Source organism: Pseudomonas sp. GW823-FHT02C05 (assembly GCF_058797595.1).
The window spans coordinates 1-24,894 of record NZ_JBXAJU010000007.1 but is presented as its reverse complement, the minus strand read 5'-3'; the positions used below and the strand labels follow the sequence as shown (position 1 = coordinate 24,894).

Here is a 24,894-nt window from a genome sequence, read left to right as displayed (position 1 = left end):
TACGCAGCGATTAACGGCCAGTTCACAAAGTGCAGTCAGCGACAAACGATCCCGAGCGAAAGTTGCGGAAACAACGCCTTTAGCCATGATGCGTGACCTCCCCTTTCGGAGTTCACGGTAAATGCCAACCCGCTGCGGATTCTGCGCGCGGCAGCACCCGAATTATCAGGGATACGTGTAGGGTGGAGATGCACAACCGTCGGACTGTGTAGCATTAGGCTTTATCAAGACGCTTCATCTCGTCCACAGTCGCCGGTTGATTCCTCCTCCTGACAGACTTTTGCTTAAGCGGTGCCTTAGTCACCACAGCAAGCAGGACGCGTAAGTCGCGACTTCGTTCTTAGTTACCCGGACGAACCTCGCTAGACACTCGAGTGGTCAACCACTCCTGACGCACCTGACACCGACCGTGAGAAGTCGTGTGTGCCGAACGCCGTTTCCGGCAGCCCGGAAACCGACGGTACTACATGAAAAGAATGCTGATTAACGCAACTCAACCCGAAGAGTTGCGTGTTGCTCTGGTAGACGGCCAGCGCCTCTACGACCTGGACATCGAGTCCGGAGCCCGCGAGCAGAAAAAGGCCAACATCTATAAAGGCCGCATCACTCGCATCGAACCAAGCCTCGAGGCTGCCTTTGTCGATTTCGGCTCTGAGCGCCACGGCTTCCTGCCCCTCAAAGAAATCTCCCGCGAATACTTCAAGAAAGCCCCCGAAGGCCGCGTCAACATCAAGGACGTCCTGAGCGAAGGCCAGGAAGTCATCGTCCAGGTCGAGAAAGAAGAGCGTGGCAACAAGGGCGCCGCCCTGACCACCTTCATCAGCCTCGCCGGTCGTTACCTGGTACTGATGCCGAACAACCCGCGTGCCGGCGGTATCTCCCGCCGCATCGAAGGCGAAGAGCGCAACGAACTGCGTGAAGCGCTGAACGGCCTGGTGGCACCAGCCGACATGGGCCTGATCGTGCGCACTGCCGGCCTGGGCCGCAGCAGCGAAGAGATGCAGTGGGACCTCGACTACCTGCTGCAACTCTGGACCGCCATCAAGGAAGCGTCCCTGGATCGTTCCGCGCCATTCCTGATCTACCAGGAAAGCAACGTGATCATCCGCGCGATCCGCGACTACCTGCGCCAGGACATCGGCGAAGTGCTGATCGACAGCGTTGAAGCCCAGGACGAAGCCCTGACCTTCATCCGCCAGGTGATGCCGCAGTACGCCAGCAAGATCAAGCTGTACGAAGACAGCGTGCCGCTGTTCAATCGTTTCCAGATCGAAAGCCAGATCGAGACCGCTTTCCAGCGCGTGGTCGAACTGCCTTCCGGCGGCTCCATCGTCATCGATCCGACCGAAGCCCTGGTGTCCATCGACATCAACTCGGCCCGCGCCACCAAAGGCAGCGACATCGAAGAAACCGCCCTGCAGACCAACCTGGAAGCAGCGGAAGAAATCGCTCGCCAACTGCGCCTGCGTGACATCGGCGGCCTGATCGTCATCGACTTCATCGACATGACCCCGGCCAAGAACCAGCGTGCCGTGGAAGAAAAAGTCCGCGAATGCCTGGAAGCCGACCGCGCTCGCGTGCAGATCGGCCGCATCTCGCGCTTCGGCCTGCTGGAAATGTCCCGTCAGCGCCTGCGTCCATCCCTGGGCGAAAGCAGCGGCATCGTCTGCCCGCGCTGCAACGGCACCGGCATCATCCGTGATGTCGAGTCGCTGTCCCTGGCGATCCTGCGCCTGATCGAAGAAGAAGCCCTGAAAGACCGCACCGCCGAAGTGCGCGCCCAAGTGCCGATTCCGGTCGCCGCTTTCCTGCTCAACGAAAAACGCAACTCGATCACCAAGATCGAACTGCGCACCCGCGCCCGCATCGTCATCCTGCCGAACGATCACCTCGAAACGCCACACTTCGAAGTTCAGCGCCTGCGTGATGACAGCCCGGAAGCCAACACCAACCAGTCCAGCTACGAAATCGCAGCGGCCGCCGCCGAAGCCGAAGAAGTCCAGCCAACCGCCGCCACCCGCACCCTGGTTCGCCAGGAAGCGGCAGTGAAGACTGCCCCGGCCCGCGCCAACGCTCCGGTTCCGACCGAAGTCGTCGCTGCCCCTGTAGCTGCACCGGCTCCAGTGGCCGAACCAAGCCTGTTCAAAGGCCTGGTGAAGTCCCTGGTCAGCCTGTTCGCTACCAAGGAAGAGCCAGCCGCACCGGTCGTGGTCGAGAAGCCAGTGACCGAGCGCCCTGCTCGCAGCAACGAAGAACAGCGTCGCAATGGCCGCCAGCAGAGCCGCAACCGTAACGGTCGCCGCGATGAAGAGCGCAAGCCGCGCGAAGAACGTGCCCCGCGTGAAGAACGCGCACCACGGGAAGAGCGTCAGCCACGCGAAGTTCGCGAAGCCCGTGAAGAAGTTCAAGCGGTAGCCCGCGAAGAACGCGCACCCCGTGCACCGCGCGAAGAACGCCAGCCACGCGCCCCGCGTGAAGAGCGCAAGCCACGTGGCGAGCGTGAAGAACGTGTGCGTGAACTGCGCGAGCCTCTGGACGCCGCTCCAGCTGCAGCCGCTGCTACCGCCGCCGTTGTTGCCGAAGAACGTCCGGCGCGCCAGCCTCGCGAAGAGCGCCAGCCACGTGCGCCACGTGAAGAGCGCCAACCACGTGCCGAACAGGCTCAAGCCGCTGCCGCCAGCGAAGAAGAAGCGCTGCCGAACGAAGAGCAACTGCAGGAAGACGGCCAGGACAACGCAGAAGGCGAACGTCCACGTCGTCGCTCCCGCGGCCAGCGTCGTCGCAGCAACCGTCGCGAGCGCCAACGTGATGCCAACGGCAATGTGATCGAAGGCTCGGAAGAAAACGCCGAAGAGCCAAGCAGCGCCGATCTGGCTGCCGGCCTTGCGGTAACTGCCGCGGTTGCCAGCACCGCCATCAGCGCCAATGCTGAAGCCGAAGCTCACCAGCAAGCCGAACGTGCGACTGCCGCTGTAGAAGACAAGGCTCCGGAAGCCCCAGTGGTTGAAGCCACCACACCGGTAGAAGCCCCAGTGGTTCCTGCAGTGGAAGTGGCTCCAGTGGCTGAAGAGCAGGCTCAGGTTGAAGTGGCTGCCGAACCGGCCGTGGTCGTCGAAGCCCAGCCTGTGGTTGCCGAACAACCGGCAGCAGAACCTGTAGCCCAGGCGCCAGTGGTTGAAGAAAAGGCCATCGAGCCGGTTCAGGAAGCCCCTGCGCCAGCCCCGGTTGCCGAGCCAGCATTGGTGGTTGAAGAGCCTGTAGCGGCCCAGCAGCCTGCCCAGGTTGAAGAGCCGGCTCCGGTTGCAGCACCAGTGGTGGCCGAAGAGCCTGCACCCGCTGTCGAAGCTGAAGCCGCGCCGGTCAGCACCCTGACCAGCAATGGCCGTGCACCGAACGACCCACGCGAAGTGCGTCGCCGCAAGCGTGAAGCCGAGCGCCTGCAGAAGGAAGCCGAGCTGGCTGCCGCTGCTCCGGCTGAAGCCGTGGTGACCGCCGAGCCGGCTCCGGTAGAAGCGCCGGAGGTGGTCGAGGCCGCCCCTGCGCCAGCCGAAGAGACTGCACCGGCGCCAGTGGCCGAACCTGCAGTGGAAGAATCGGCCCCTGTGGCCGAGCAAGCACCGCGCGCTGTCGAGCACGCTGTGCATGCCGAGGAAGAACAGCACGAGCCTAAACCTCTCGTCTGATTCCAGCAGCCCATGAAAAAGCCCCGCCCGGGTAACCGGGCGGGGCTTTTTTATACCTGGAGCACCTGACAATCCGGAAACAGCAACGCCTGCGGAACGTCCACATCCCAGGTCACCCCCGGATCCGTCACCGGAACTTCCACCACCCGCCCCGAAGCGAACAGCGGCCGGGCTCCCCGATCACCAGACAGGCCCTGCAACGCTGCGCCATAAGACCGGCCAAAGCCCACCGGATGACCCAACTCATCCCCCAGCCGCGGCACGCTGATGCCCTCCTCGGTCATTGCCTCCATCACCCGACTGGCGGTGGCGGGCAGGATAAAGGGCATGTCCCCCAGCCAGACCATCCAGCCATGGGCATCGGCGCAGGCAGCCACCGCCGCGGCCAGGCTGTGCCCCATGCCCACGGACTCCAGCACCAGTACCTGACAACCGTAGGCACGCGCCAGATCCACCACCTGGGGTCGATCCGCCGTGGTCACCAGCACTCGCCGGGCAACGTCCACCGGCAGGCTCACCAGTACCTGCTCCAGCACCGGCCGCTGCACCCCGTCACGCCCGCGGCAGGGCGCCAGCAGCTTGTCCTGCCCGGCCCCGGCCACCTGGCGAAAACGCCTGCCCTGCCCCGCCGCCAGGATGATTGCGCAAGGCCTGCGGCTCACCTCACCATCTCCGCCACTCGCACTGGCAGCTTCTTCTGCAGCGGTTCGACACCATTTTTCAGCGCGACGATTTCGGCCAGCAACGACAAGGCAATCTCCGCCGGCGTATGGCTGCCGATGGGCAATCCGACCGGCCCGTGCAAGCGCTCGATGGCCTGCGCCGAAAGACCCAGCAGCGCCAGATTGTCCCGGCGCTTCTGGCTGTTGGCCCGGGAACCCAGGGCGCCGACGTAAAATGCCCGGGAGTCGAGCGCCGTCAGCAGCGCCATGTCATCCAGGCGCGGATCATGGGTCAGGGCCACCACCGCCGTGCGCTCGTCGGGCTCGATGCTCAGCACCGCATCGTCGGGCATCCCGGCGACAAAACGTCCATCCTGCCCCTCCCAGCCATGCACGAACTCCTGGCGCGGATCGCAGATCAGCACCTCGAAATCCAGCAAGCGGGCCATCTGCGCCACATAGCGCGATAACTGCCCGGCGCCGATCAGCAGCAAGCGCCAGCGTGGTCCGTAGATCGCCCGCAGGGTGACCCCGTCAAACGCCAATTCATCGCCACGGTTCGCAGCTTTGAGCAGCACCTGGCCGGTGCCCAGGTTCAGCTCCCGGGCCACGATCTGGTGGGCTTCGCAGCGCTGGAGCAATTCGGCGACCCAGGCCGGGTCGCCAACCCGCTCTTCGGTGAGGCGCAAGGTGCCGCCACAGGGCAGGCCGAATCGCGCCGCTTCCTCCAGGGTCACGCCGTAGGTCACCAGTTGCACCGGCGGCCCGTGGCGAGACAGGCGCCCATCGCCCTGGCGGCTGATCAGGTCATCCTCGATACAGCCTCCGGACACCGAGCCGATCACCACCCCGTCGTCGCGCAGGGCCAGCATGGCGCCGGGTGGCCGCGGCGCGCTGCCCCAGGTCTGCACCACGCTGTACAGCAGCACGCCGCGCCCGGCGCGCCGCCATTCCAGGACACTGCGCAGGACATTCAGGTCGACGCTGTCCATCAGGCGCTCGCCTGCTGCCAGCCCTGCAACTGGTAGCGCACCGGCAGGTTGCGTATGCGCTTGCCGGTGGCGGCGAAGATCGCGTTGCACAGGGCCGGCGCAATCGGCGGCACACCGGGCTCTCCCACCCCGCCCAGGGGCACGTCCCCCGGCGGCGTCACCAGGTGCACCTGCACCTGTTTCGGCGCCAGGGACATGCGCGCCACTTCGTACATATGGAAATTGTCCTGCTGGACCTTGCCCTCCTTGAAGCTGATCTCCCCCAGCACCGCATTGCCCAGGCCCATGACGCAGGCCCCTTCGAATTGCGAGCGGATACGCTCGGGGTTGATCTGCGGGCCGCAATCCACGGCGATATCGGCCTGATGCACGATCAGCGTGCCATCGTCCTTCACTTCCACCTCGATCACCGCCGCCACATAGGTCACGAAGCTGTAGTGCACGGCCAGCCCCAGACCGCGTCCCTTGGGCAGCGAGCGCCCCCAGCCGGCCGCCTTGGCCGCGGTTTCCAGCACCGTGCGCAGGCGCCCGGTATCAATGGGGTAGCGCTCGGGGGATTCGCCGTAGTTCCACTCCTCGCTCAGGGTTCGGGGGTCGATCTGACGATCCGGCCCCAGCAGCTTGAGCTGGTACTGCAGCGGATCCTGGCCGGCCTTGTGGGCCAGTTCGTCGACAAAACTCTGGATCGCGAAGCCATGGGGAATGTTCGACACCGAACGGTACCAGCCGACCCGGGTATGGGCCGCGGCCTCGGGGTTTTCCAGGCGCACGTTGGGAATCGCGTAGGCCATGTTGGTAAAGCCCATGCCCAGCTCGAAGGCGCCTTCGTGATTCATCCCCGGGGCGAACAGCGCGGTGATGCTCGGCGCCACGGTGCGGTGCAGCCAGGCCGCCGGCAGGCCGTCCTTGTTCAGCCCGGCCTTGAGGTATTCCGCCGACACGGTATGGAAGTAGGAGTTGTGGATATCGTCCTCGCGGGTCCACTGCACCCGCACCGCCTTGCCGGGAAAGGCCTTGGCCAGGATCGCAGCCTCCAGGATGAAGTCGGGCTTGGACTTGCGCCCGAAGCCGCCGCCCAGCAGCGTGACGTTCACCGTGACCTGCTCGAAGCCGATCCCCAGGCGTTCGGCGATTCGCTCGCGGGTCACCTGTGGCGCCTGGCTCGGTGCCCACGCCTCGCAGCGACCGTCCTGGAATCGCGCCACGGCCACCATCGGCTCCATCGGCGCCTGGGCCAGGTGCGGCAGGTAATAGCTGGCCTCCAGGCTGCTCTCGGCGCCCTTCAGGGCCTCATCCAGGTTGCCGGTACTGCGCACCACCTTGCCCGGTTGCCGCGCCGCCGCCTCCAGTTGCTTGCGGTATTGGATGGAGTCGTAGCCAGCGTTGGCGCCATCCTCCCACTCGATCCTCAAGGCATCGCGGCCCTTGATCGCCGCCCAGGTGTTGCTCGCCACCACAGCCACGCCGCCCAGGGGCTGGAACTCCGAAGGCAAGGGGCGGCTGTCGATGGGCATGACCTTGATCACCCCCGGTACCTTCAAGGCTGCGCTGTCATCCACCGACTTGACCTTGCCGCCATACACCCGGGGCCGCGCCACCGCCGCGAACAGCATGCCGTCGAAATGCACATCGGCGCCGTACACCGCACGGCCGTTGACGATGTCCTGGCCATCAATGGCCCGGGTGGCCTCCTTGCCGATGTAGCGGAACTCCCCGGGCTGCTTCAGGCGCAGGCTATCCCGGGCAGGCACCGCCAGGGCGCCTGCCGCAGCGGCCAGGGCGCCATAGCCCAGCTCACGCCCGGTGGGCTGGTGAACCACCTTGTGCAACTGCGCCCGACACTGCGCCAATGGCACCTGCCACTGCGCAGCGGCGGCCTGTTCCAGCATGGTCCGCGCAGCCGCGCCACAGCGGCGCATGGGCTCGTACCAATGACGCATGCTGCGCGAGCCGTCGGTGTCCTGGTTGCCGAAACGCACCTCGTCACCCGGTGCCTGGCGAACCTTGACCTGCGCCCAGTCGGCGTCCAGTTCATCGGCCACCACCATGCTCAGGCTGGTGCGCACGCCCTGGCCCATCTCCGAGCGATTGCAGATCACCGTGACGCTGCCGTCGCTGGCAATGCTCACGTAGACCTTGGGGTCATCGACCCAGCCGTGGGGCATGCCGTCGGCACCGAATTTCTTGTCCTCGGCAAAGGCCTCCTGCCAGCCCCAGCTCGCAGCCAGCACCAGGGCTCCAGTGGCCCCCACACCTTTGAGAAAGCCCCGGCGGCTGAGGTTGCTCAGGGCAAAATCCTGCGGTAGGCGGTTCATGCCTTGGCCTCCTGCAGATGGCTGGAAGCCTGGCGGATCGCGGTCTTGATCCGGTTGTAAGTACCGCAGCGGCAGATATTGCCGAGCATCGCCTCTTCGATCTGCTCGTCGCTGGGGTTGGGGTGAACCTTGAGCAAGGCAGTGGCCGACATGATCTGCCCGCCCTGGCAGTAACCGCACTGGGCCACCGCCGTATCCAGCCAGGCCTGCTGCACCACCTGCCCTACCGGGTCGGTATGCAGGTTGTCGATGGTGCTGACGTTCTTGCCCTGCACCGAGCCTATCGGCGTGATGCAACTGCGCGCCGGGTCGCCGTCGATATGAATCGTACAGGCGCCGCACAGGCCCATGCCGCAGCCGAACTTGGTGCCGTTGTAGCCCGCCACGTCGCGGATAGCCCACAGCAGCGGCATGTCCTCGGTGACGTCCAGTTGATGATCTTGACCGTTGAGCTTCAGGGTAATCATGGGCACGCCCGCATTTTCTGAGTGATGGGGTCGAGTCATCCGCCGTGCAGTACCGCGGCTGCGGTGCACGCAGATCGGCTCAGGCTAATCGGGCTCTCTTGTGAAGACAGGCTTCACCGGGCCTTTGGGAACAGCAGAAAGCTGATTCTTAGCCTGCTAAGTTAAGCCGCAATTAACAAAAAAGCCTTGCCCGAACGTCAGCCAGGCAAGGCTTTTTGCTATCCACCGCAAGCCGGCTCTCGTTAATAGAGGTTGGGCTCCATCTCCAGCTCGACACTGAAACGCTCGGCGATATCGCGCTGGATCCGCCGCGCCAGTTCCAGCAACTGCAGGCCGCTGGCGCCGCCATAGTTGACCAGCACCAGCGATTGCAAGCGATGGACCCCGGCATCCGCCTCGCGAAAGCCCTTCCAGCCCGCCTGTTCGATCAGCCAACCGGCCGCCAGCTTCACCTGCCCATCGGCCTGGGGGTAACCCACCAGCCCCGGATGCGACTGCTTGATCTGCGCCGCCAGTGCCGCCGGCACCACCGGGTTCTTGAAGAAGCTGCCGGCATTACCCAGCACGGCAGGGTCCGGGAGCTTCTCGCTGCGGATGCTGCAGATCGCCCGGCTGACATCGCTGGCCGTCGGCTGTTCGATGCCCTGCTCGCTCAGGCGCTGGCGCACCGGACCGTATTCCAGGTGCAGGTGATCGACACGGTTCAGGGCAAAGCGCACCCGCAGGATCAACCAGCGACCGGCCTGATGCTTGAACAGGCTGTCGCGGTACGCGAACTGACACTGCGCCAGGTCGAATTCCCGCAGCTCGCCGGTCTGCCGATCGAGGGCGGTCAGGCCGGCGAACACGTCCTTGATCTCCACCCCATAGGCGCCGATGTTCTGCATCGGTGCGGCGCCGACGGTGCCGGGAATCAGGCTCAGGTTCTCCAGCCCGGACAGGCCCTGCTCCAGGGTCCACTGGACAAAGGGATGCCAGGTTTCCCCGGCCTCGGCCTCGACCACCACCCGCTGCCCGTCATCGCTGAGCAGGCGAATGCCACGAGTGGCCATGCGCAGCACCAGGGCCTGGATATCCGCCGTCAGCAGCAGGTTGCTGCCGCCGCCGATCACCAGCAGCGGCAACTGGTGGGTAGCGCAATAGGCCAGGGCCTCGCGTACCTCGTCGTCGCTGTGGGCCTGGGCAAACCACTTCGCCTTGACCTCGACCCCGAAGCTGTTGAACGGCTTGAGGGACACATCGGCCTGAATGTCCAGGGTCATAGCCGCCCCTTCAATTCGACCACTAGCCGGTCGCAGGCATCCTCGATCAGGTCCAGCACCTGCTCGAAACCCTGCTCGCCGTCGTAGTACGGATCCGGCACTTCATCCAGCGCCGCCTCGTAGCGACGCAGGAACAGGTCCAGCTCGGCCTTGCCCCGGGCCGGTTGCAGGGCCTTGAGGTTGCGCAGGTTGCTCTGGTCCATGGCGAAGATCAGGTCATAGGCAGCGAAATCGGCGCTGCCGACCTGCTGCGCCCGTTGCGCCGACAGGTCGTAGCCGCGCCGCAAGGCAGCCTGCTGGCTGCGCTTGTCCGGGGCCTTGCCGATGTGCCAGTCGCTGGTGCCCGCAGAGGCGACCTGCACCTGGTCACCCAGGCCGGCCTCGTGCAACTTGCGGCGCAGCACGCCTTCGGCGGTGGGCGAGCGGCAGATATTGCCCAGGCAGACGAACAGAACCCGCATCAGGCCTCCAGCAGGCGCCGAACGCGCTCAAGGTCTTCGGCGGTATCGACGCCGGTAGGCGGTGCTTCCAGGGCGTCGGCCACGTGGATCCGCACGCCATGCCACAGGGCACGCAGTTGCTCCAGGGATTCGGTGTTTTCCAGCCAGCACGGGCCCCAACTGACGAAGTCGTGAAGAAAGCCGGCGCGGTAGGCATAGATGCCGATGTGACGGCGATAAGGCACGCCTTCGGGCAGTTGCTCACGACTCTGGGCAAAGGCATCCCGAGCCCAGGGCAAGGTGGCGCGACTGAAGGTCAGGGCCAGGCCGTTGAGGTCGCTGACCACCTTGACCACATTGGGGTTGAACAGGGTCTGCACGTCCTCGATCGGCTCGGCCAGGGTGGCCATGCGCGCTTCGGTGTGGGCTGCCAGGTTGGCCGCTACCTGATCGATCACCGACGGCGGGATCAACGGCTCGTCGCCTTGTACGTTGACCACGATCGCATCCGCGGCCAGACCCAGCTGGGCGGCGACTTCCGCCAGCCGGTCGGTGCCGGAGTTGTGATCTTCCCGGGTCAGCAGCGCCTCGGCGCCAAAGCCCTGGCAGGCCTCGACGATGCGCTGATCATCGGTGGCCACCACGACCCGCTCGGCGCTGCTCTTGCGCGCCTGTTCCCAGACCCACTGGATCATCGGCTTGCCGGCGATCAGTTGCAGCGGCTTGCCTGGCAGGCGAGTGGAGGCGTAGCGCGCCGGGATGACAACGGTGAAGGCGCTGCTCATTTGTCCAGGCGCTCTTCGGTGGTCAGGGTGCGCGCTTCGCTTTCCAGCATCACCGGGATGCCATCGCGAATCGGATAGGCAAGGCCCGCGCCCTTGCTGATCAGCTCGGTCTTGTCGGCGCTGAGTTTGAGGGGGCCTTTGCAGATCGGGCAGGCGAGGATGTCGAGCAGTTTGGTGTCCATGAGGATTCCCTGGATAAAAGCGAATTAAGGCAGCAGACGATCAGGCAGCAGGCGCATCAACTGGGTGTCGAACCAGGCGACGAAGGCCGGCGAAGGCTGGGCATCGACCGCCAGGTACCACCAGTCGTCTGCCGCGAAAGCCCGGCACTTGACCGCATCTTTCTCGGTCATGACCAGCGGCAATGACGGGGTGAAGGTCAAGGCCTGCGCACTGTATTGAGCGTGATCGGCAAATGCATGGGGAACAGGCCGCCAGTGTAGCGTTTCAAGGGTGTTGAAGAAACGCTGGGGATTGCCGATACCCGCCACCGCATGCAGCGCCTGGCCGGGGGCGAAATGCTCCAGCGCACGGCGCTCGCCACTGCGCAGGTTGACCAGCACCGAGGGCTTGAGATGAAAGGCGAACCCGTCGTCACGGTCATCAACTGCGCCGTTGTAGAGCACCGCGTCGACGCTCTGCAAACGCTCCGCCGGCTCGCGCAGCGGCCCGGCAGGCAGGCAGCGGCGGTTGCCCAGGCCGCGGGCGGCATCGATCAGTACCAGCTCCAGGTCACGGGCCAGGCGGTAGTGCTGCAGGCCGTCGTCGGACAGGATCAGGTCCAGCGGCTCGGCGGCCAGCAGGGCCTGTACCGCGCGGCCGCGATCCGGATCGATCATCAGCGGCACGCCGCAGCGCTGGACGATCAGCAGCGGCTCATCACCGGCCACCGCGGCGCAATCTTCGGCGCTGACGCGCCAGGGCAGTTGCGCCGGCTTGGCCCCGTAGCCGCGGCTGACCACCCCGACCCGCAACCCGAGGCGCTGGCAGTGCTCCACCAGCCACAGGATCAACGGCGTCTTGCCGGTGCCGCCGACGGTGATGTTGCCCACCACGATCAGCGGCACTGGTGGTTGATAGATCGCCCCCTCACCGGCAAGAAAGCGCTGGCGCTTGCCCGTCACCACTCGGCGATACAGACATTCCAGGGGGCGCAGCAGTTTCAGCGCGGGGTGGCCGTTGTACCAGGCATTGAGCAGGCGATCGGAAAGTGCCATCAGGGTGCCGGGTCCGCCTCGACGGTGGTCATGCGCAGGTGGCTGAAACCGAGCTTGCCGGCTGCATCCATGGCAGTGATCACCGCTTGATGCTGGGTCTTGCCGTCGGCGCTGATGGACAGCGGCAGGTTGGTGTCGCCCGCCGACTCCTTCTGCAGGGCCTCGATCAAGGTCTCCAGGTCATTTTTGGGCAGGACCTGGTTGTTCACCGAAAACACGCCGTCGGCGCTGATGGCGATATCCAGTTGCTTGACCTGCTGGTCTTCGGCCGGCGAGCCGCTGACCGCTTCCGGCAGGTCGACCCGCAGCTCGGTTTCCCGGGTGAAGGTGGTGGTGACAACAAAGAACAGCAGCAGGATGAACACCACGTCGATCAACGACGCCAGGTTGATGTCCACGGTTTCCCGGGGCTTGCGACGGAATTTCACGCTTTGCCCTCGGCCAGATCGACATCGCGGTCGCCCTGGATCACTTCCACCAGCTTGATCGCCTCCTGCTCCATGCCCACCACCAGTTCATCGACCCGGCGTTGCAGGAAGCGGTGGAAGAACACCGAGGGAATGCCCACCATCAGGCCGGCGGCGGTGGTGATCAGGGCTTTGGAAATACCGCCTGCGAGGATGTGCGCGTTGGTGGTCATGCCCGAGCCCATGAACGAACTGAAGATGTCGATCATGCCCAGCACGGTGCCCAGCAGGCCCAGCAGCGGTGCCATGGCGGCAATGGTGCCGAGGGCGTTGAGGTAGCGTTCCAGCTCATGGATGACCCGGGCGGCAGCCTCTTCGATGCATTCCTTCATGATCTCGCGGCCATGCTTGGAGTTGGCCAGGCCCGCCGCCAGAATCTCGCCCAGGGGCGAATCGGCGCGCAGTTCCTTGAGCTTTTCCTTGTTCAGCTGCTTGTCCTTGATCCAGCGCCAGACCTGCCCCAGCAGGTGGGGCGGGGTGACACGGCTGGCCCGCAGGGTCCACAGACGCTCGGCAATGATGCCCACGGCAGCAATGGAACTCAGAATGATCGGCAACATCATCCAGCCGCCGGATTTGACCAATTCCCACACAGTGACAGCCCCCTCGAAAAAGTGCGCCACTCTAACATAGGGGCCGGACGCACCGAAGACCGTGATGTCGCATGCTCAAAGGCTTTAATAACCCACGGTTATTTAAGGCATTGCGGGCGGCTCACGCCAGAATCGCCGCTGCTCGCGAAGGCCTTGCGCCGCCCCGAAGGCCCCCAGTTGCAGCCTCAGGGCACCCTGTTCGGCGCTGTCATAAATTGCCATGTCCAGGCGCCGATAGCGTGCCAGCACTTGAGGATGGGGGTGACCGAAGGCATTGCCCCGCCCACGGGAAATCAGCACCGCGTCGGGGGCCAGCCGTTGCAGCAAGGCCATGGATGAAGAGGTGCGGCTGCCGTGATGGGGTGCCTGCAGCCAGTGGGTCCGCACCGCCAGCGGGCTGTCGAGCAAGGCGCGTTCGGCACGGGCGTCGATGTCCCCGGTGAGCAGCAGGCGCTCGCCGGCAGCCTCGACCTGGAGCACGCACGAAGCCTGATTGCCGTCGGTCGCCGCCGCCCATTGCCACTGGCGAAAGCGCACGCCATTCCACACCCAGCTCAGCCCACTGTCGCAAGGCCTTGCCTGCAGGCCCGCGGGCAAGGCTTCGGGCTGGCCTCCGCGGACCTCGCCCACGGGCATTGCGCGCTGCACCGCCTGGGCGCCACCGGCATGGTCGTTGTCGGCATGGCTGAGCAGCATCAGGTCCAGCCGCCGGATGCCGAGCCTGTGCAGGGTCGGCACTACCACTCGCTCTCCCAGGTCGAACTCGGCGACCCGCGCGCCAGCGTCATACAGCAGGGCGTGATCACGGGTACGCAGGATGAATGACAGGCCCTGCCCCACATCCAGCTGCCAGACCTCCACCTCGCCTTCGGGCACGCGCGCCAGGGGTGGCCAGACCGCCAGGAGCAACAGCGGCCAACCCAGAACCCGCATGGGCACGCCCCTGGGCAACAGCAGCAACAGGCAGCCCAGAGCATTCATGCCCCATAGCCACAGAGGGATCTGCGGCGGCACCCAGGCCGGCCACCCACCGGCAATCAATCCGAGCAAGCGGAACAACCCGTCCAGCAATCCACCGGCCAGCCACAACAGGCCCTCACCCACATAAGGCACCGGCAGCAGCAGGCTGCCGAGCAAAGCCGGCGGCAACACCAGAAAGCTGATCCAGGGCACCGCCAGCAAATTGGCCAGCGGCCCGCTGAGGCTGATAGGCAGCCCCAGAGCCAGCAACGGCGGCAGCAGGCCAATGGCGATCAACCATTGGGCCCGGGTCCAGCCCTGCCACCAGCTCCACGCCCCCAGGCGCCCGGCAAAGATCAAGATCAGGATTGCCACTGCGGCAAAGGACAGCCAGAACCCCGCCTGCAAGCTGGCCAGCGGCTCGGCCAGCAACACCGCATTCAACGCCAGCAGCAGGGGCCAGCCGGCCCGCAGATGGCGAAAGCGCATGCGCCAGAGCAGTACCAGGGCGACCATCACACAGGCGCGCTGCACTGGCACATCGAACCCCGCCAGCAGGCCGTAGCCCAGGGCGCCGAGCCAGGCCAGGGCACAGGCCCAGGGCAACCACGGCAAGCGCTCGGGCCAGAGACCATGGCGGCCCAGCCCGGCCACCGCGAAATAGATCACCCCCGCCAGCAGGCTGATGTGCTGCCCGGAAATCACCATCAGGTGGACGGTGCCGGTGTCCTGCAACAGCTGCCAGTCTTGCCGCGTCAGGCCGGAACCGTCGCCCATCACCAGCGCCGCCAGCCCCGCACCGCGCCCCTGTGCCTCGACCTCTAGCAAGCGCTGGCGCAAGCCTTGCCGCCAGGCCTGCGGGGCCGGTGCCAGCAACTGCCCGGCCTTGACCGTGCCGGTGGCGCCGATACGGCGCGCCAGCAGCCAGGCCTGGTAATCGAAGCCCTGGGGATTCAACAAACCCATCGGCTGGCGAAGCTTGACCGCCAGCCGCCAGCGCTCGCCACTCTTGAGCGCCGGGCCCTCACGCCAGGCCAGCCGCATGCGCCGGGGCAGCCGCTCACGGCGGGCCTGGGCATCTTCCAGCTCGAAACGCACCACGCCGCCCGCCTGCTCCGGCAGGCCGCTCACCCGCCCCTCCAGCCAGCGGGTCTGTGCCTCCAGGCGCGGCGCCAGGCGATCATCCAGGGCCGACTGCGCGGAGACACAGGCCCAGGTGAAACCGAACAGGAAAAATGCCACCGGATGTGTACGAAACGGCAACAGCATCAAGGCCAGTATCGCCATACACAGCAGCAGCCAGCCTGGGGGCAAGGCCGGCATGAAACCCAGCGCCAGCAGCCCTGCAGCCAGCGCCAGCATTGCGCTACGCATCCGCCCGCCCCTCCTTGGGAGTTCATACTCTTGGCTTAGTCGAGGATGGGCAGCACGGCTTTATCATTTGTCACAATGTCTGAATTTTCGCCGACTAGAATCCGGTCATAATCGTCGCCTGACCCGACCGAGAAGCCTTATGCCCCGGCGCTTATTCAAACGTTACATGCCAGATCCGACCAGCATCCGGGAACACAAGTCCTTACGCTTTCTCGGCACCCTGCTGCATGACGCCAACCTCTGGCACCTCAATCGACACTCGGTGGCCCGGGCCATGGCCGTGGGCCTGTTCGCCGCCTTTATTCCCATTCCGATGCAGATGTTGCTGGCTGCGGTACTGGCCATCTGGCTGCGCGGCAATATGCCCATCAGTGTCAGCCTGGTCTGGTTGACCAACCCCATCACCATGCCGCCGGTGTTCTTCTGCACCTACCAACTGGGGGCCTGGCTGATGAACGTGCCGCCGCGCACCCTGCCCGACGAGCTGACCTGGGAGTGGATCAGCAGCCAGCTGGCAACCCTGTGGCAACCCTTCCTCCTCGGCTCGGTGGTGGCCGGGCTGGTGCTGGGGGCCACTGCCTATTGCCTGACCATGCTCTATTGGCGCTGGTGGGTCGCGCGCCAATGGTCCAGGCGCAAGCAGCAACGGCAGTGACCAACGAAAACGGCCTCCCGAGGGAGGCCGTTTGCATGACGCACTAAAGGCATTTACTGACGCATGCCGCGCCCGCTCACGAGCAGCCGTGCGCAACCGATATACAGCACCAGGGTGGCCACCAGCATGAAGGTAATGGCGATGCTGATCTTGATGTCCGACACCCCGAGGATGCCGAAACGGAAGGCGTTGACCATGTGCAGCACCGGGTTGGCCAGGGACACCGTCTGCCAGAACGGCGGCAGCAGGTTGATCGAGTAGAACACCCCGCCCAGGTAGGTCAGGGGCGTCAGCACGAAGGTCGGGATGATCGAGATATCGTCGAAGTTGCGTGCAAAGACTGCGTTGATGAAGCCCAGCAGCGAGAAGATGGTCGCGGTCAGCACTACCACCAGCACTGTGATGCCCAGGTGGTGCACCTGCAGCGTGGTGAAGAACAGCGACAGCAGCGTCACGATGACACCCACCATCAGCCCCCGCAGCACCCCGCCCAAGGTGTAGCCGATGAGAATGGTATGGGGCGACAACGGCGAGACCATCAACTCCTCGATGGAGCGCTGGAACTTGCTGCCGAAGAAGCTCGATACCACGTTGCCGTAGGAGTTGGTGATCACCGACATCATGATCAGCCCCGGGACGATGTACTCCATGTAGGTGAAACCACCCATGTCGCCGATCTGCCGGCCGATCAGGTTACCGAAGATGACGAAGTACAGGACCATGGTGATGGCCGGGGGCAGCAGGGTCTGCGGCCAGATCCGGGTGAAGCGCCGGACTTCGCGATAGACAATGGTGTTGAGCGCCACCAGGTTGGGTTTGAACTCCGAACTCATACCGCCACCTTCGACAGATTCTTCTCCACCAGGGACACGAACAACTCCTCAAGACGGTTGGTTTTGTTACGCAGGCTCAGCACCTCGATGTTCTGCAGGGCCAGTTGGCCGAACAGCGCGGTGATGCCCACGGCCTTGTCCACCTGGACCTCCAGGGTATGGCTGTCCACCAGCCGGGTCGGATAGCCGGCCAGTTGCGGCGCCACGCTCAGGTCGTTCTTCAGGTCGAGGAGGAAAGTCTCCACATGCAGTTGGCTGAGCAACTGGCGCATGCTGGTGTTCTCGACGATGGTGCCGTGGTCGATGATGCCGATGTTGCGGCACAGCTGCTCAGCCTCTTCCAGGTAGTGGGTGGTGAGGATGATGGTGATGCCTTTCTGGTTGAGCTCGGTAAGAAAGCTCCACATGGAACGGCGCAGCTCGATATCGACCCCGGCGGTAGGTTCGTCAAGGATCAACAGGCGCGGTTCATGCACCAGCGCGCGGGCGATCATCAGGCGCCGCTTCATGCCACCGGACAGGGAACGCGAAGGCACATCGCGCTTGTCCCACAGGCCGAGCTGGGTCAGGTACTGCTCGGCGCGCTGCTTGGCGATCTTCGCCGGAATGCCGTAGTAGCCGGCCTGGGTCACGACGATGTCGAAGGTTTTCTCGAACTGGTTGAAGTTGAATTCCTGCGGCACCACGCCGATGCAACGCTTGAGCGCCGCCGGCTCACGATCCAGGTCGTGGCCGAAGACGCTCACCGTACCGCTGGTCTTGTTCACCAGGGTCGAGAGAATGCCGATGGTGGTGGATTTGCCGGCCCCGTTAGGACCGAGCAGGGCGAAAAAGTCACCTTCGGCGACATCCAGATCGATACCACTCAGGGCCTGGAAACCGTTGCCGTAGGTTTTGGTTAGCTGCCGGATGGACAGAGCGGAACTCATATCGGATTCATGCACCAAGAAGGGGGAATTTTATAAGTAAGGGCGGCCCGAGCCGATTGCTACGACGCCGGACGCCCGCCATGTTGCGTGCCTGCGTCGTGCAAGTACAGTCACCCGTATCGATAGTGGGTATTAAGTCAACGCGGTCATCACGGCCTGGCGATAGGCCGGGCGCTGTTTCAAGCGCTCATACCAGGCTTGCAGATGGGGCATGGAAGGACGCTCGATGGGCATCTCGAACCAAGCGTAGATGAAACTGCCGAGGGGAATGTCGCCCACGCCGATCTCCTGCCCGGACAGGTAAGGCTGCTCGCCCAGGGCCTGATCGACCCGCGCCAGCAGCTCGGCACACGTGGCCTTGGCGGCGTTGATCTGCGCCCAGTCCTGCTGCTCGGCCGGGGTGCGCAACACCCCCCAGAACAGATGCCGGAAGGGTTCAGCGAAGGTCGAGGTGGTCCAGTCCATCCACTTCTCGGCGCTGGCCCGCAGTTGCACGTCGGCCGGGTACCAGTGGCTATCGGCGGCGTAGCGCGCAGCCAGGTAGCGCACGATGGTATTGGACTCCCAGAGCACGAAGTCGCCGTCTTCAATCAGTGGAATCCGGCCATTGGGGTTCAGCGCCCGGTACGCCGGGGTGTCCACCACCCCAAAGGCGCCGCCGGCGTCCAGGGACTCATAGGCGAGCCCCAGTTCCTGCGCGCACCAGAGTGCCTTCCTGACATTCGACGAGTTCTTGCGACCCCAGATCTTCAGCATGACCATCCCTCAGTAATGAATGCCGGGGCAGTCTACGCCTGATCAGCCGCGACTCAAATCGCCGCGCAGGTCTGCCAGCACTTGCGGCTGCTGCGCGTCGAACAGGTGCGGGTAGCATTTTTCCAGGTGGCCGAAAAACAGCTCCTGCGGCACGTCGGCAAACTGCCCGTGGTCCACCAGGTACTCCATCGACTGTTCGCCCTGGCGATTGAAAGGCTGGAAAACGCTGTCCTCCAGGCCGTCGAAATCCAGCGGCGCCACATCGAACATTTCACACAATTGCCGGTTGAACGCCGGCGTGGCCTTGACCCAACGACCCTGCAGATAGAACTCGGTGTAGCCGTGCATGGCGAACACATCGCTGCGCAGCAGCTCCAGCAGCCTGGGTGTGGACAGGTGATTGCGCACATCGGCCAGGCCGATGCGCGCCGGTATCCCGCAATGCCGGGCACAACCGGCGAGCAAGGTGGCCTTGGGCACGCAATAGCTCTCGCCGGTGGCCAGGGCATGGCTGCCGCGCAAGGTCTGGGGATCACGGCTGAAACTGTAGAAGTTGTAGCGTACGGCCTCGCGCACCGCGTAATAGAGGCTGACGGCCTGCTGTCGGGGATCGCGGCTGGCACCGCGATGAGTTTCGGCGAACTCCACCACCGCCGGGTGGTCACTATCGATGAAGCGGCTGGGACGCAGGTACTCGTGCATGGGCATGACCTCCGAGAGGAAGCCTGAGTCTATCGAGGCGTTCGCCCCAGTGATAACGACGTATCGGCCAAAGATCATGGCCCCCACGATCAACCGGGCCTGGCCCGCAAGATACAGACTTGCATTGCACCCGCACTGCCCTGCTCACCCGCGCTGTCGAAGGCCGACTACGCTCTGAGGGTGATTTCACCCCTGGTTTCACGGAGGATTGAATATGCTGTTGTTGTGGATACTGGTTCTGGTGCTCGCAGTGGCCTACCTGGCCCATCGCCGTACCGCCCCCCTGCCCGCCCTCGGCGTGGTCGCCATCTACCTCTTGGCCATGGGCGCCTTTAGCCGTGCCCCCGGCTGGCTGCTGCTGATTTTCTGGGTGCTGCTGGCAGCGGTCGCCGCCCCTCTGCTGCTGCCCGATCTGCGGCGCAAGTATTTCAGTGCGCCGCTGTTCAGCTGGTTCCAGAAGGTTCTGCCGCCGATGTCCCAGACCGAGCGCGATGCCATCGATGCCGGCACCGTCTGGTGGGACGGCGAGCTGTTCAGTGGCCGCCCCGACTGGAATACCTTGCTGGCCTACCCCAAGGCCCAGTTGACCGAAGAAGAGCAGGCGTTCATCGACGGCCCGACCGAGGAGCTGTGCGCCATGGTCAGCGACTGGCAGATCGGCCAGCACATGGACCTGCCGGCCGAAGCCTGGGCCCACATCAAGGAGCACGGTTTCTTTGCCCTGATCATTCCCAAGGAGTTCGGCGGCAAGGGCTTCTCGGCCTACGCCCACTCCCAGGTGGCCATGAAGCTGGCCACCCGCAGCGGCGACCTGGCCTCCACCGTGATGGTGCCCAACTCCCTGGGCCCGGCCGAACTGCTGCTGCACTACGGCACCGACGAACAGCGCAATCACTACCTGCCGCGGCTGGCCCGGGGCGACGACATTCCCTGCTTCGCCCTCACCGGCCCCCTGGCCGGCTCCGATGCAGGGGCCATGCCCGACACCGGGATCATCTGCAAAGGCCAATGGCAGGGTGAAGAAACCCTGGGCCTGCGCCTGAACTGGGAAAAGCGCTACATCACCCTGGGCCCGGTGGCCACCCTGCTCGGCCTGGCCTTCAAGGCCCATGACCCGGACCACCTGCTGGGCGACCAGGAAGACCTGGGCATCAGCCTGGCACTGATCCCCACCGACACCCCCGGGGTGGATATCGGCCGCCGCCACCTGCCCCTGGGCGCGGCCTTCATGAACGGCCCGAACTCCGGCAAGGACGTGTTCATTCCCCTGGACTTCCTCATCGGCGGCCAGGAAATGCTCGGCAAGGGCTGGATGATGCTGATGAATTGCCTGTCCGTGGGCCGTTCGATCTCCCTGCCCGCGGTGGGCACCGGCGCCGCCAAATTCACCAGCCTGGTGACCGGCCAGTACGCCCAGGTGCGGGAGCAGTTCAACGTGCCCCTCGCCGCCTTCGAGGGCATCCAGGAGGCTCTGGCCCGCCTCGGCGGCAATGCCTGGCTGATGGACAGTGCACGCATGCTCACTGCCAACGCCGTGGACCTGGGGGAAAAACCCTCGGTGCTGTCGGCGATCCTCAAGTACCACCTCACCGAGCGCGGCCGCGAGTGCATCAGCCACGCCATGGACGTGCACGGCGGCAAGGGCATCATCATGGGCCCCAACAACTACCTGGGCCGCAGCTGGCAAGGAGCGCCGATCTTCATCACCGTGGAAGGCGCCAACATCCTTTCGCGCAACCTGATGATCTTCGGCCAGGGGGCAATCCGCTGCCATCCATTCGTGCTCAAGGAAATGGCCCTGGCCGGTCGCGAAGACCACGACCAGGCGCTGCAGGAGTTCGACGCCCTGCTGCTCAAGCACATAGGTTTCGCCGTGAGCAACGCCGCCAGCACCCTGGTGCTGAACCTCGGCCTGGGCCACTTCGAACACGTTCCGGGAGACAAGGTCAGCCAGGGCTACTTCCGTGCCCTGAACCGCCAGGCCGCGGCCTTCGCCCTGCTGGCGGACTTCTCGATGATGCTGCTGGGGGGCGAACTCAAACGCCGCGAACGCCTTTCCGCCCGCCTGGGGGATGTGCTCAGCCACCTGTACCTGGCGTCGGCAGCGCTCAAGCGCTACCACGACCTGGACTCCCCGGAATACCTGCGCCCCCTGCTGGCCTGGGCCATGGAAGAGAGCCTCGGGCATTCCGAACGGGCCCTGGACGAGTTGCTCAGCAACTTCCCCAACCGGGTGTTCGGTTGCGTGCTGCGGGTGCTGGTGTTCCCCTTCGGCCGTCGCCATACCGGGCCATCGGACCAGCTGGATGCCGAAGTGGCGGCGATCATCGGTCGAGCCCAGGGCGATCCGGCCCTGGAAGCGGTGCTTGCCGGCTGCTACCGCCCGCAATCCAAGGACGACCCGGTGGGCGCCCTGCAACATGCCAGCAACCTGCTGAGCGCCGTGCACCCGTTGCACAAGAAGCTCCACGAAGCGCTGAAAAGCGGCCAGGTCAAACCGGCTGCCGGCGAATCGGCCATCGACGCGGCGCTGGAAGCCGGCGTGCTGCAGGCCGCCGAGGCCCAGAGCCTGCACGAGGCCGAGGCGGCGCGGCGCAAGGTCATCGATGTGGATGATTTTGCTAAGGAGGAGCTGACCCTAAGCGAAGGCAAGACCCGCTAGACGGCCGCCTTCGGGGCAGGTCGATTATGAAACCGGGCGCGGGAGCTATATACTCCCGCGCCCGTTTTGCTCTTGAGGACCCTGTCATGTCCAACATCGTCGCCGATCATCTCGTCCTGCTGGACCACCTGCGCAGCATCCTGGTCGCCGTAGGTGAAGCCGAACAGGTGCCCGAGGAAAGCCACGCGCTGTTCCTGGAGCGCTTCGACGAACTGCGCGCCTCGCTGCCGATCGACCCGATCGAAAGCCAGTACCTGGGCCAGGACCTGCTGTGCCAGATCATGCAGCGCTACCCGCAGATCGCCCACCTGGTGCCTCGTGACCTGCTGTGGTTCTTCGCCGGTGACTGCCTGCACTACATGCCCGATGAAGAAATCGACCTGTACCAGGCCCTGGAAGAGCGCCGTTTCGAAGCCGAGCAGAACGACGAGCCCTTCGACTGGAACCAGGAAAAGCAGCTGCTGGCGCTTTCTGCCCAGGACAGCAAGCACTGATCACTGCGCCCGGCGCAACCAAGGCCCGCACGGTTCGCCCGGCGGGCCTTTTTCATGGGCGCCTTTTAGCGCCGGCTTGTCAGAGAGTTCTCTGGCAAGCCAGCTCCTACAGCGGGCGTTCCGCTTTGCCCGGGCGGTTGAGGGTCGGCTCCTTGGCCAGGCACTCCACCAGGTAGTCGATGAAAACCCGCAACTTGGGCGGCAGGTAACGGGTCGGTGAATGCAGCAGCCAGGCACCGCCGTGGTAGGAGGCCAGGAAGGTCCACTCCGGCAGCACCTGGACGATCAGCCCCTGCTCCAGGGCATGGCGCGCGGTGAAGTACGGCAGGCTGCCGATCCCCAGGTGTTGCAGCACCGCATCCAGGCGCACCCCGGTGTGGTTGGCCGCATAGCGCCCGCGCACCCCCACCGTGACCGCCTTGCTGCCCTGGGTGAATTTCCAGCGCGCATCGCTGGGGGTCTCGCCCAGGTAGATGCAACTGTGCTGGCGCAGGTCCTGGGGATGGGCCGGCGTACCGTGCTCGGCCAGGTACTGCGGGGTGGCACAGAGCAGGTGATCGATGCGCAACAGCTGGCGGCCGATCAACCCGGGCGGCGGGCGGTCGGTGATGCGGATCGCCAGGTCGACGTTGTCGTCAATCAGGTCGACATCGCGGTCCTCATGCAGCAGTTCCACATCGACCTGGGGATAGCGCCGCAGAAACTCCGGCATGTGCGGGTGCACCACGAAACGCCCCACCGCCTTGGGCACGCTGACCCGCACCACGCCTTCGGCTTCGTGGGTGAACTGGCCGCTGACCTCCATCACCGAACGGGCCGCACTGACCATTTCACTGCAACGCTTGAACACCTCTTCGCCACCGTCGCTCAAGCGCAACTTGCGTGTGGTGCGCTGCAACAACCGGGTGGCCAGGGCCTTTTCCAGGCGCGAGATGCTGCGGCTGACCGCCGAAGGCGAGGAGCCCAGCTGGCGTGCCGCCTCGGAGAAGCTGCCGGTCTCCACGACCCTGACGAAAATGGCCATTTCTGCCAGCAAAGGCAGGGGTAGATTTATGCTCATGACGCAATAGTCCATTGAGTTTCGAACGGATTATCACGCAATTGCCCAGGCCGCATAATAAAAAAACACTGAATTCCAGGGTTAGAGAAATGACGCGGCGCCTGTATTACGACAATGACCAGTTACTGACCTCCGTCGAGGTCCTGAGCTGCATCCCCCACGAACAGCAATTCGCGATCACCCTCAACGCCACGCCCTTCCACCCCCAGGGTGGCGGCCAGCCCAGCGATACCGGCTGGATCGGCCAGGCCGCCGTTCTGCGGGTGGCCCAGGAAGGCGAGCAGATCGTGCATTACCTGGACCAGCCGCTGGAGCCGGGCATTTTCGAGGCCCGGGTCGATGAGGCCGCGCGCCTGTTCAACAGCCGCATGCACTCCGCCGGGCACCTGATCGGCCACTTCGTGCAAAGCCAGGGCTGGATACCGATCAAGGCCCATCACTGGCCAGGTGAAGGCCGGGTGTCGTTCAAACCGGCAGAGCAGCCCCGGGAGATCGACGGCGCCAGCGTGCAGGACGCGATTGCGCAGTGGATAGAGGCCGACCTGGAACGGCATAGCACAATGGCGGACGGTTCGCGCCAGATCAGCTTTGGCCAACTGCCGGCCTATGGTTGCGGCGGCACCCACGTCAGCCACCTGCAGCAGCTGGGCGCGGTGCTCATCACCGCGGTCTCACTCAAGAAAGGCACCCTTTCGGTCAGCTACAGCCTCGACTGAAACCGGCCTGCCACTCAATCATCCTGCTTTGCGGAGTCCGCATGCTCTCCAACTATCTTGGCGAGTTCCTCGCCCTGGCCCTGGTTCACTTTCTCGCGGTGGTCGCTCCCGGGCCGGATTTTGCCGTGACCATCCGCCAGAGCGTGCGCTTTGGCCGCATGACCGGGGTCTGTACCGCCCTGGGCATCGGCGCCGGCATCTCGGTGCACGTGCTCTACACCCTGCTGGGGGTGGGCGCCCTGATGCACGCTACGCCCTGGTTGCTGAGCGCGGCCAAGCTGCTGGGCGGCGCCTACATTCTGTACTTGGGCATCAGCCTGCTGCGCAGCAAGGCCAAGACCAGCCTTCCCGGCGAGGCGCCCACCGATGAGCCCCAACAGACCTTGCTGCGAGCCTTTACCACGGGGTTTCTGACCAATGCCACCAACCCCAAGGCGACCCTGTTTTTCCTGGCGATCTTCACCACCCTGGTCAGCGCCACCACTCCACTGAGCATCCAGGCACTATATGGCGCCTGGATGTGCCTGGTGAATGCGCTGTGGTTCGTGATCGTCGCGCTGTTCTTCTCCAGCTCTCGGGTGCGCTTGCTGTTCATGCGCCTGGGGCACTGGTTCGAGCGCTGCATGGGGCTGATCCTGCTGCTGTTCGCCGGGCGGTTGCTGCTGTCGCTGTAGGCAAGGCAAACGACAAAGGCCCGCGCAGGTGTACTGGCGGGCCTTTTTTCTGGGCACTGGCTGCAGTGTTGAATCGCAGGCAAACAAAAACGCCGCTCAATGAGCGGCGTTCTTGTGAATTTGGAGCGGGAAACGAGACTCGAACTCGCGACCCCGACCTTGGCAAGGTCGTGCTCTACCAACTGAGCTATTCCCG

At 64.7% G+C, this 24,894-nt stretch carries 23 protein-coding genes; 6 read left to right on the top strand and 17 right to left on the bottom strand.

Annotated features, from left to right (window positions below):
• Nucleotides 1-467 precede the first annotated feature (467 nt).
• The gene (gene rne, locus AC1RGE_RS30115; protein ID WP_258611594.1) at nt 468-3,683 is read left to right on the top strand and encodes a ribonuclease E; all 3,216 of its coding nucleotides are present in this window, start codon (nt 468-470) and stop codon (nt 3,681-3,683) included.
• A gap of 50 nt (nt 3,684-3,733) precedes the next feature.
• Here the strand turns inward: rne and AC1RGE_RS30110 are convergent, their stop codons facing one another.
• From AC1RGE_RS30110 to AC1RGE_RS30055, 12 genes are all read right to left on the bottom strand, one after another.
• Entirely contained in the window at nt 3,734-4,345 is a 612-nt protein-coding gene (locus tag AC1RGE_RS30110) for a nucleotidyltransferase family protein (RefSeq protein WP_041774113.1), read from the bottom strand.
• Nucleotides 4,342-5,337: an XdhC family protein gene (locus tag AC1RGE_RS30105; protein WP_011060109.1), complete on the bottom strand. Its 996-nt coding sequence runs from the start codon at nt 5,335-5,337 to the stop codon at nt 4,342-4,344. The genes AC1RGE_RS30110 and AC1RGE_RS30105 overlap by 4 nt, the downstream gene beginning before the upstream one ends.
• A complete protein-coding gene (locus AC1RGE_RS30100) occupies nt 5,337-7,652 on the bottom strand; it encodes a xanthine dehydrogenase family protein molybdopterin-binding subunit (RefSeq protein ID WP_011060108.1) in 2,316 nt (771 codons plus the stop codon). Before AC1RGE_RS30100 ends, AC1RGE_RS30105 begins: the two co-directional genes overlap by 1 nt.
• The gene (locus AC1RGE_RS30095) at nt 7,649-8,119 is read right to left on the bottom strand and encodes a (2Fe-2S)-binding protein (protein ID WP_011060107.1); all 471 of its coding nucleotides are present in this window, start codon (nt 8,117-8,119) and stop codon (nt 7,649-7,651) included. The genes AC1RGE_RS30100 and AC1RGE_RS30095 overlap by 4 nt, the downstream gene beginning before the upstream one ends.
• Nucleotides 8,120-8,361: 242 nt before the next feature.
• A complete protein-coding gene (gene murB / locus AC1RGE_RS30090) occupies nt 8,362-9,381 on the bottom strand; it encodes a UDP-N-acetylmuramate dehydrogenase (RefSeq protein WP_011060106.1) in 1,020 nt (339 codons plus the stop codon).
• Nucleotides 9,378-9,842, bottom strand: coding sequence for a low molecular weight protein-tyrosine-phosphatase (locus AC1RGE_RS30085; protein ID WP_015634698.1), 465 nt, complete (start codon nt 9,840-9,842; stop codon nt 9,378-9,380). The genes murB and AC1RGE_RS30085 overlap by 4 nt, the downstream gene beginning before the upstream one ends.
• A complete protein-coding gene (kdsB, locus tag AC1RGE_RS30080; RefSeq protein WP_011060104.1) occupies nt 9,842-10,606 on the bottom strand; it encodes a 3-deoxy-manno-octulosonate cytidylyltransferase in 765 nt (254 codons plus the stop codon). The genes AC1RGE_RS30085 and kdsB overlap by 1 nt, the downstream gene beginning before the upstream one ends.
• Nucleotides 10,603-10,788: a Trm112 family protein gene (locus AC1RGE_RS30075; protein ID WP_011060103.1), complete on the bottom strand. Its 186-nt coding sequence runs from the start codon at nt 10,786-10,788 to the stop codon at nt 10,603-10,605. The genes kdsB and AC1RGE_RS30075 overlap by 4 nt, the downstream gene beginning before the upstream one ends.
• Before the next feature lie 24 nt (nt 10,789-10,812).
• Nucleotides 10,813-11,823, bottom strand: coding sequence for a tetraacyldisaccharide 4'-kinase (lpxK, locus tag AC1RGE_RS30070; RefSeq protein WP_011060102.1), 1,011 nt, complete (start codon nt 11,821-11,823; stop codon nt 10,813-10,815).
• Nucleotides 11,823-12,251: an ExbD/TolR family protein gene (locus AC1RGE_RS30065; RefSeq protein ID WP_011060101.1), complete on the bottom strand. Its 429-nt coding sequence runs from the start codon at nt 12,249-12,251 to the stop codon at nt 11,823-11,825. The genes lpxK and AC1RGE_RS30065 overlap by 1 nt, the downstream gene beginning before the upstream one ends.
• A complete protein-coding gene (locus AC1RGE_RS30060) occupies nt 12,248-12,883 on the bottom strand; it encodes a MotA/TolQ/ExbB proton channel family protein (protein WP_011060100.1) in 636 nt (211 codons plus the stop codon). The genes AC1RGE_RS30065 and AC1RGE_RS30060 overlap by 4 nt, the downstream gene beginning before the upstream one ends.
• 102 nt (nt 12,884-12,985) lie before the next feature.
• Entirely contained in the window at nt 12,986-15,217 is a 2,232-nt protein-coding gene (locus AC1RGE_RS30055) for a DNA internalization-related competence protein ComEC/Rec2 (RefSeq protein ID WP_492585549.1), read from the bottom strand.
• A gap of 139 nt (nt 15,218-15,356) precedes the next feature.
• Here AC1RGE_RS30055 and AC1RGE_RS30050 point away from each other — a divergent pair, with 139 nt between their 5' ends.
• Nucleotides 15,357-15,872 (top strand): DUF2062 domain-containing protein, encoded by a 516-nt coding sequence (locus tag AC1RGE_RS30050; protein WP_015634695.1) that lies wholly within the window; start codon nt 15,357-15,359, stop codon nt 15,870-15,872.
• 53 nt (nt 15,873-15,925) lie between these two features.
• On the opposite strand, the gene AC1RGE_RS30045 is transcribed toward AC1RGE_RS30050, so the two are convergent.
• From AC1RGE_RS30045 to AC1RGE_RS30030, 4 genes are all read right to left on the bottom strand, one after another.
• Nucleotides 15,926-16,705, bottom strand: coding sequence for an ABC transporter permease (locus AC1RGE_RS30045; protein WP_011060097.1), 780 nt, complete (start codon nt 16,703-16,705; stop codon nt 15,926-15,928).
• On the bottom strand, nt 16,702-17,634 hold the full coding sequence (locus tag AC1RGE_RS30040; protein WP_011060096.1) for an ABC transporter ATP-binding protein: 933 nt from the start codon (nt 17,632-17,634) through the stop codon (nt 16,702-16,704). Before AC1RGE_RS30040 ends, AC1RGE_RS30045 begins: the two co-directional genes overlap by 4 nt.
• Nucleotides 17,635-17,766: 132 nt before the next feature.
• Nucleotides 17,767-18,390 carry a glutathione S-transferase family protein gene (locus tag AC1RGE_RS30035; RefSeq protein ID WP_011060095.1) on the bottom strand — a complete coding sequence of 208 codons (624 nt, stop codon included), beginning with the start codon at nt 18,388-18,390 and terminating at the stop codon, nt 17,767-17,769.
• Nucleotides 18,391-18,432: 42 nt separating this feature from the next.
• A complete protein-coding gene (locus AC1RGE_RS30030; protein ID WP_011060094.1) occupies nt 18,433-19,092 on the bottom strand; it encodes a transglutaminase-like domain-containing protein in 660 nt (219 codons plus the stop codon).
• A gap of 214 nt (nt 19,093-19,306) precedes the next feature.
• Between AC1RGE_RS30030 and AC1RGE_RS30025 the strand changes: the two genes are divergently transcribed.
• On the top strand, nt 19,307-21,754 hold the full coding sequence (locus AC1RGE_RS30025) for an acyl-CoA dehydrogenase (protein WP_015634693.1): 2,448 nt from the start codon (nt 19,307-19,309) through the stop codon (nt 21,752-21,754).
• 86 nt (nt 21,755-21,840) lie between these two features.
• On the top strand, nt 21,841-22,248 hold the full coding sequence (locus AC1RGE_RS30020) for a PA2817 family protein (RefSeq protein ID WP_011060092.1): 408 nt from the start codon (nt 21,841-21,843) through the stop codon (nt 22,246-22,248).
• A 106-nt stretch (nt 22,249-22,354) separates the two neighbouring features.
• Here the strand turns inward: AC1RGE_RS30020 and AC1RGE_RS30015 are convergent, their stop codons facing one another.
• Nucleotides 22,355-23,308, bottom strand: coding sequence for a LysR family transcriptional regulator (locus AC1RGE_RS30015; protein WP_011060091.1), 954 nt, complete (start codon nt 23,306-23,308; stop codon nt 22,355-22,357).
• 89 nt (nt 23,309-23,397) lie between these two features.
• Here AC1RGE_RS30015 and AC1RGE_RS30010 point away from each other — a divergent pair, with 89 nt between their 5' ends.
• Nucleotides 23,398-24,024: an alanyl-tRNA editing protein gene (locus AC1RGE_RS30010; protein WP_011060090.1), complete on the top strand. Its 627-nt coding sequence runs from the start codon at nt 23,398-23,400 to the stop codon at nt 24,022-24,024.
• A gap of 41 nt (nt 24,025-24,065) precedes the next feature.
• Entirely contained in the window at nt 24,066-24,698 is a 633-nt protein-coding gene (locus tag AC1RGE_RS30005) for a LysE family translocator (RefSeq protein ID WP_015634690.1), read from the top strand.
• Nucleotides 24,699-24,894 lie beyond the last annotated feature (196 nt).